This window comes from Arthrobacter terricola (assembly GCF_004354015.1).
Classification (GTDB): domain Bacteria; phylum Actinomycetota; class Actinomycetes; order Actinomycetales; family Micrococcaceae; genus Arthrobacter; species Arthrobacter terricola.
In genome coordinates this window covers 212,735-218,799 of sequence record NZ_SMRU01000004.1, presented here as the reverse complement: position 1 = coordinate 218,799, position 6,065 = coordinate 212,735, and the positions used below count along the sequence as shown (strand labels likewise).

Below are 6,065 nucleotides of genomic sequence, written 5' to 3'. Positions count from 1 at the left end.
CCACGCCCGCGGTCGTCGCGCATGCCGCGGGTGACCTGCGCATCGAGGACATCGAACTTGCGGCACCTGCTGCCGATCAGACCGTCGTCGAGATCGCCTACGGCGGGATCTGCGGTTCGGACCTGCACTACTGGCTCCATGGAGCAGCGGGCGAATCGATCCTGAAGGCGCCCCTGGTGCTCGGACACGAGATCGTGGGCACCGTGGTGCAGCAAGCGGCCGACGGAACCGGTCCGGTGGCCGGGACCCCGGTGGCGGTCCACCCGGCCACCCCGGGCCCGGGTGCTGCGAAGTACCCCGAGGACCGGCCGAACCTGTCCCCGGGCTGCACCTACCTTGGCAGCGCGGCACGCTTCCCGCACACCGACGGGGCCTTCAGCCGTTACGCGGCCTTGCCCTCCCGGATGCTCCGGCCCCTTCCCGCAACGTTGGGCCTGCGCACTGCCGCCCTCGTGGAACCGGCCAGCGTCGCCTGGCACGCCGTATCCCGTGCGGGCAATGTGGCAGGCAAGACCGCGCTCGTGATCGGAAGCGGGCCGATCGGTGCGCTGGCAGTCGCTGTCCTGAAGCGGGCGGGTGCGTCCCGGATCGTGGCCGTGGACATGCACGACAAGCCGCTGGAGATTGCCCGCGCGGTCGGCGCCGACGAGGTCCTCAAGGGCGACGACGCCGAGGCGATCGCGGCGGTGGAAGCCGACGTCGTGATTGAATCCTCCGGCAGCCACTTTGGCCTGGCATCGGCCATCAAGGGCGCCGTGCGCGGCGGCAAGGTGGTCATGGTCGGGTTGCTGCCCTCCGGTCCCCAGCCGGTCTTCATCTCCCTGGCGATCACGCGCGAACTCGAACTGCTCGGCTCGTTCCGTTTCAACGACGAGATCGACGACGTCATCACCGCCCTCGCGGACGGCTCGCTCTACGTCGACCCCGTGGTCACGCACGAATTCACCCTGGACAATGGCCTTGAAGCCTTCGAAGTGGCCAAGAATTCCGCCGAGTCAGGCAAAGTCCTCCTGAACTTCGGTCCGGTCGCGTAGGGTTCGCTGGCTTTTGACCGTGTGGGCGGCGCTGGCGTTCCTTGTCAGCGCCGCTCGACCGGAACAAACACCCTCGGCTGGCCTGCCCAGCCGGGGGACAGGTCCGCGATGGTCTCGCGCATGATGCTCGACGAGGCCTCGCGCGCCTTGTCGCCGTCGCCATCGCTGATGGCTTGAGCCACTTCCACATGCCATTGCAACGCGGCTTCCTTGGGGTGCTCGGGCATGAGTCCGTGGACCGTCCGGCCTGTGAGTGTCTCGGTGACCTGGCCGATCAGGTTGGCGAACATCTCATTGCCGGAGCCCGAGAGCACCAAGGCGTGGAAGCGGATGTCGAGTTCCAGGAAGGTGGCCATATCGCCGGCCCGGCCGGCCTCGCGCATGGCCAGGGAGATCTCCACCAATTCGCTCCGCAAGGTGCCGGGAGCGTTTTCCGCTGCAAGTTCCGCTGCCGCGGGCTCGACGGCGAAACGGAGTTCGGCGAGCGAGCGCAACTGGGCGCCGCGTCCTTCGCCGGCCAAACGCCAGCGGATGACCATGGGGTCGAAGGGGTTCCACCGGTGTGCCGGAAGCACCCTGATGCCAACCCGTTTGATGGTCTCCACCAGTCCGAGGGACTGCAGCACTCTGACGGCTTCCCGGACCACAGATCGCGACACCTTGAGCTCGTCCTCGAGGTGTTCGGCCAGCATGACGTGGCCGGTTGGGAGCTTTCCGCTGACGATCCGGGTGCCCAAATGCTCGATGGCGCGGAAGTGGAGACTGGTTGACATAGTCGTAAGCATAATGGCGCCGCCAGGCGCCACCGGGCGCCGTCCACGAGTATCGGCTCCGCACGGGACGGTCTCCGCACATAGACTCTTTTGTGACGCGGGGCGTTCCGAAACGTGGACAGCAGCTTCCCAGGATGCCGATTAAATACGTATGGTTTATTCCAGCTGTTGCTTTGGAAAACGTTTCCTCGCGCTGAGCAGGACTCGATGCACACGAAGAATTGGAGTTTTGATGTCTGCACATATTGGTGTGACTGGCCTTGCAGTGATGGGCGCCAACTTGGCGCGCAACCTGGCTCGCAATGGTTTTACCGTTGCTTTGCACAACCGTTCCGTGGAAAAGACGGATGCGTTGTTGGCCAAGCATGGTTCCGACGGGGACTTCATCCGTACGGAGAGCCTGCAGGAGCTCGTGGATTCCTTGGAGAAGCCGCGGCGGGTGCTGATCATGGTCAAAGCCGGCAAGCCGGTGGACGCAGTAATTGATCAGTTGGTGCCGTTGCTGGAACCGGGCGACATTGTGATCGACGCCGGTAACTCCCACTACGAGGACACGCGCCGCCGCGAAGCAGCCCTGGCGGAGAAGGACCTGCACTTCGTGGGCGTCGGGGTTTCCGGCGGTGAAGAGGGCGCTTTGAACGGCCCCTCGATCATGCCGGGCGGCTCGCGTGAATCCTACGACGCTTTGGGCCCGTTGCTGGAGAAGATCTCCGCGAAGGTCGACGGGCAGCCGTGCTGCGCCTGGATCGGCACCGACGGAGCCGGCCACTTCGTGAAGATGGTCCACAACGGCATCGAATACGCCGACATGCAGGTCATTGGTGAAGCCTTCGACCTCCTGCGTTCGGGTGCGGGCATCGAACCCGCCGAGCAGTCCAAGATCTTCGCCGAGTGGAACAAGGGCGAGCTTGCCTCGTTCCTGATTGAAATCTCCGCCGAGGTCCTGGGCCACGTGGACGCCAAGACGGGCAAGCCGTTCGTGGATGTCGTCGTGGATGCCGCTGGCCAGAAGGGCACCGGACGCTGGACCGTGATTTCGGCCCTCGAGCTGGGCTCGCCGGTCTCCGGCATTGCGGAGTCCGTCTTCGCCCGTGCGCTGTCCTCCCAGGCCGAACAGCGCAAGCTGGGCCAGGAACTGCTCGCCGGTGAGGAAATCGCCGTCGAGGTTCCGGAGAACTTCGTCGAGGACGTCCGCCAGGCGCTCTACGCCTCCAAGCTGGTCTCCTACGCCCAGGGCCTGGACATGCTGACCTCCGCCGCGAAGGAATACGGCTGGGAGCTGAAGCTGGACGAGATCGCTTCGCTGTGGCGTGGCGGATGCATCATCCGTGCCGAACTCCTGAAGGAAATCACCAACGCCTACGCTGCCGAGCAGAAGCCGGCGAACCTGCTGTTCGCCCCGGCCTTCACCAAGGCAATCGCCGAAGCGCTGCCGGCTTGGCGCCGCGTCGTGGCCACCGCCGTGCAGCTTGGCATCCCGGTACCGGTGTTCTCCTCCTCGCTGGCCTACTACGACGGACTGCGCCGCAAGCGCCTGGCCGCCGCCGTGATCCAGGGACAGCGCGACCTCTTCGGAGCCCACACCTACGGCCGCGTGGACGCCGAAGGAACCTTCCACACCCTCTGGAGCGAAGACAAGTCCGAAATTTCGGCCGTCGACACTCACTGACGCACATTTGGAGGAGTGGAGCGGGCTGCCCCGCTCCACTCCTGACAAGGCCGGTGCTTCCCCGATACTGTGGGAGGCGCCGGCCTTTGCCGTACGCTGCAAAGTCGGCCGGGCCTCAACCGTTCGCAGACAAGGAGCAGTCCATGCCGAAACGAGTAGCATTCGTGACAGGTGCATCAACCGGAATCGGTTTCGAGTCGGCCCTGCGGCTGCGCAAGGCCGGACTCCTGGTCTACGCGGGTGCCCGAAGGGTCGAACGGATGGAGCCCCTGAGGGCTGCCGGGATCAAGGTGTTGTCCCTCGATGTCACCGAAGAAGACTCCATGCGGGCCGCGGTGGATCTCATCCTTGCCGAGGAGGGACGGATCGATGTCCTTGTGAACAATGCCGGCTACGGATCCTATGGTTCGCTCGAGGAGGTACCGCTGGACGAGGGGCGCCGCCAATTCGAGGTCAATGTCTTCGGGCTCGCCAGGCTGAGCCAATTGGTGGTTCCCGCGATGCGGGCCGCCGGGTCCGGCCGGATCGTGAATGTCTCCTCCATCGGCGGCAAAATGTACGAGCCCCTGGGCGCTTGGTACCACGCGAGCAAATTTGCGGTCGAGGGCCTCAGTGATTCGCTGCGCCTTGAGTTGAAGCCGCACGGGATCGATGTCGCCATCATTGAGCCTGCCGGTACGGACACCGAATGGGGCACGATCGCCGGTGAGGGGTTGCTGGCGGTTTCCGGTGAAGGTCCGTACAGGGAGCAGGCGCGCGTTGTCGCGGCGGCCTTGGCGTCGACGTCGGGAACTGCTCTTTCCACGCACCCGCGGACCGTGGCGGGAGCAGTGCTCCACGCCGCCACGGCACGTCGGCCCAGGACCCGATACCCGGTGGGCAGGGGAGCCAGGACCATTCTGGGTTTGCGGCGCATCCTTCCGGACCGCGCCTTCGACGCGGTCTTCTGGAACGCCTACGTTCGCTTTTCCGGCTAGATCCGGTATTCGATGTAGTACTCGGCGGGGTCCACCGCCGGTTTGGTTTCGCTCTTGGCGTCGCGGTGGCGCCAGGTTGCAGGGACGCCTGTGATGATGGACTCCGGCGGAGCGTCTTTGACGACGACGGCGTTGGCACCCACGGCGCTGTCCGCGCCAATGGTGATGGGTCCAAGGACCTTCGCGCCGGCACCGATCGTGACGCGGTCTCCGATGGTGGGGTGGCGCTTGACCTTGGCCAAGGAGCGGCCACCAAGGGTGACGCCGTGGTAGATCATGACGTCTTCGCCGATTTCAGCGGTTTCGCCGATGACCACGCCCATGCCGTGGTCGATGAAGAACCTCCGGCCGATGGTGGCTCCGGGGTGGATCTCGATTCCGGTCAGGAACCGGGCGAGTTGGGAGATAAGCCGCGCGGGGAACCGGAGGTCCGGGTTCTGCCACAACTTATGGGTCAGGCGATGCGCCCAGATGGCATGCAGCCCGGAGTACGCAAAAAAGTTCTCAAAGGAGCCCCGGGCCGCCGGGTCATGTGACCGGGCGGCCTCGAGGTCTTCCCTCAGCCTTGCGAAGAAGCTCACAAAGACCTTTCTACAGGAAATGAAAGAAAGCGGTGGAGCGGAGTCCGCAATCAGCCGCGAATGTCGTCAAAAAGGACGGTGGAGATGTAACGTTCGCCGAAGTCGGGAACCACCGCAACAATGAGCTTGTCCTTGTTCTCGGGACGCTTTGCCAATTCCAAGGCCCCCCACACGGCCGCGCCGGCCGAGATGCCGCCGAGGATGCCTTCCTTGGTGCCGAGCGCACGGGCGGTGGCAACCGAGTCTTCGAGGGTGGCGTCCAGCACTTCGTCGTAGACGTTGGTGTCAAGGACTTCCGGCACGAAGTTCGCGCCGAGGCCCTGGATCTTGTGCGGGCCGGGAGCACCGCCGTTGAGGATGGGGGAGTCCTTCGGTTCAACGGCGACTACCTGGATTTCAGGCTTGCGCTCCTTGAGGACCTGCCCGACGCCGGTGATGGTACCGCCGGTGCCCACGCCGCCAACGAAGATGTCCACTGCGCCGTCGGTGTCCGCCCAGATTTCTTCTGCCGTGGTGGTGCGGTGGATCCAGGGGTTCGCTTCGTTGGCGAACTGCTGGGCCCAGATCGAGTTCTCGGTGTTGGCGACGATTTCCTGGGCCTTTTCGACGGCGCCACGCATGCCTTCGGAGCCCGGAGTCAGGACGATCTCGGCACCGTAGGCGCGAAGCATGACGCGGCGCTCGGTGGACATGGTCTCCGGCATGGTCAGGATGACTTTGTAGCCGCGGGCTGCGCCCACCAGTGCGAGCGCGATTCCGGTGTTGCCGGAGGTACCTTCGACGATGGTGCCGCCCGGCTTCAGCGCACCGGACTTCTCGGCGGCGTCGATGATTGCCACGCCGATGCGGTCCTTGACACTGTTGGCCGGGTTGTAGAATTCCAGCTTCACGGCAACCTGGGCTTCGAGGCCTTCGGTGAGCCGGTTCAAGCGGACCAAAGGGGTTCCGCCGATCAGCTGGGTGACGTCGTCGTAGATCCGTGCCATGTATTCATGCCTATTCTCTGAATTCGCTGAAATAGCTACTGCTGA

Annotated in this window: 6 protein-coding genes; 3 read left to right on the top strand and 3 right to left on the bottom strand. The window is 64.7% G+C overall.

What is annotated here, in order from left to right; translation table 11 throughout:
- A partial coding sequence (locus tag E1809_RS05160) for an L-idonate 5-dehydrogenase (RefSeq protein ID WP_133203140.1) occupies nt 1-1,034 on the top strand: 1,034 nt, incomplete at its 5' end.
- Nucleotides 1,035-1,078: 44 nt separating this feature from the next.
- Here E1809_RS05160 and E1809_RS05155 read toward each other — a convergent pair.
- On the bottom strand, nt 1,079-1,807 hold the full coding sequence (locus E1809_RS05155; protein WP_133203139.1) for a FadR/GntR family transcriptional regulator: 729 nt from the start codon (nt 1,805-1,807) through the stop codon (nt 1,079-1,081).
- A gap of 232 nt (nt 1,808-2,039) precedes the next feature.
- Between E1809_RS05155 and gndA the strand changes: the two genes are divergently transcribed.
- Both gndA and E1809_RS05145 read left to right on the top strand, forming a co-directional pair.
- On the top strand, nt 2,040-3,476 hold the full coding sequence (gene gndA, locus E1809_RS05150) for an NADP-dependent phosphogluconate dehydrogenase (protein ID WP_133203138.1): 1,437 nt from the start codon (nt 2,040-2,042) through the stop codon (nt 3,474-3,476).
- 143 nt (nt 3,477-3,619) lie between these two features.
- Nucleotides 3,620-4,453: an oxidoreductase gene (locus E1809_RS05145; RefSeq protein WP_133203137.1), complete on the top strand. Its 834-nt coding sequence runs from the start codon at nt 3,620-3,622 to the stop codon at nt 4,451-4,453.
- Here E1809_RS05145 and epsC read toward each other — a convergent pair.
- Both epsC and cysK read right to left on the bottom strand, forming a co-directional pair.
- Nucleotides 4,450-5,034 (bottom strand): serine O-acetyltransferase EpsC, encoded by a 585-nt coding sequence (epsC, locus tag E1809_RS05140; protein WP_133203136.1) that lies wholly within the window; start codon nt 5,032-5,034, stop codon nt 4,450-4,452. The two genes, E1809_RS05145 and epsC, sit on opposite strands and share 4 nt — an antisense overlap.
- 50 nt (nt 5,035-5,084) lie before the next feature.
- Entirely contained in the window at nt 5,085-6,020 is a 936-nt protein-coding gene (gene cysK / locus E1809_RS05135) for a cysteine synthase A (RefSeq protein ID WP_133203135.1), read from the bottom strand.
- Nucleotides 6,021-6,065: the final 45 nt, after the last annotated feature.

What these genes read in the sequence shown, in the direction of transcription:
- E1809_RS05155 (WP_133203139.1), bottom strand. Translation starts at nt 1,807, where the DNA reads ATGTCAACCAGTCTCCACTTCCGCGCCATCGAGCATTTGGGCACCCGG.
- gndA (WP_133203138.1), top strand. Translation starts at nt 2,040, where the DNA reads ATGTCTGCACATATTGGTGTGACTGGCCTTGCAGTGATGGGCGCCAAC.
- E1809_RS05145 (WP_133203137.1), top strand. Translation starts at nt 3,620, where the DNA reads ATGCCGAAACGAGTAGCATTCGTGACAGGTGCATCAACCGGAATCGGT.
- cysK (WP_133203135.1), bottom strand. Translation starts at nt 6,020, where the DNA reads ATGGCACGGATCTACGACGACGTCACCCAGCTGATCGGCGGAACCCCT.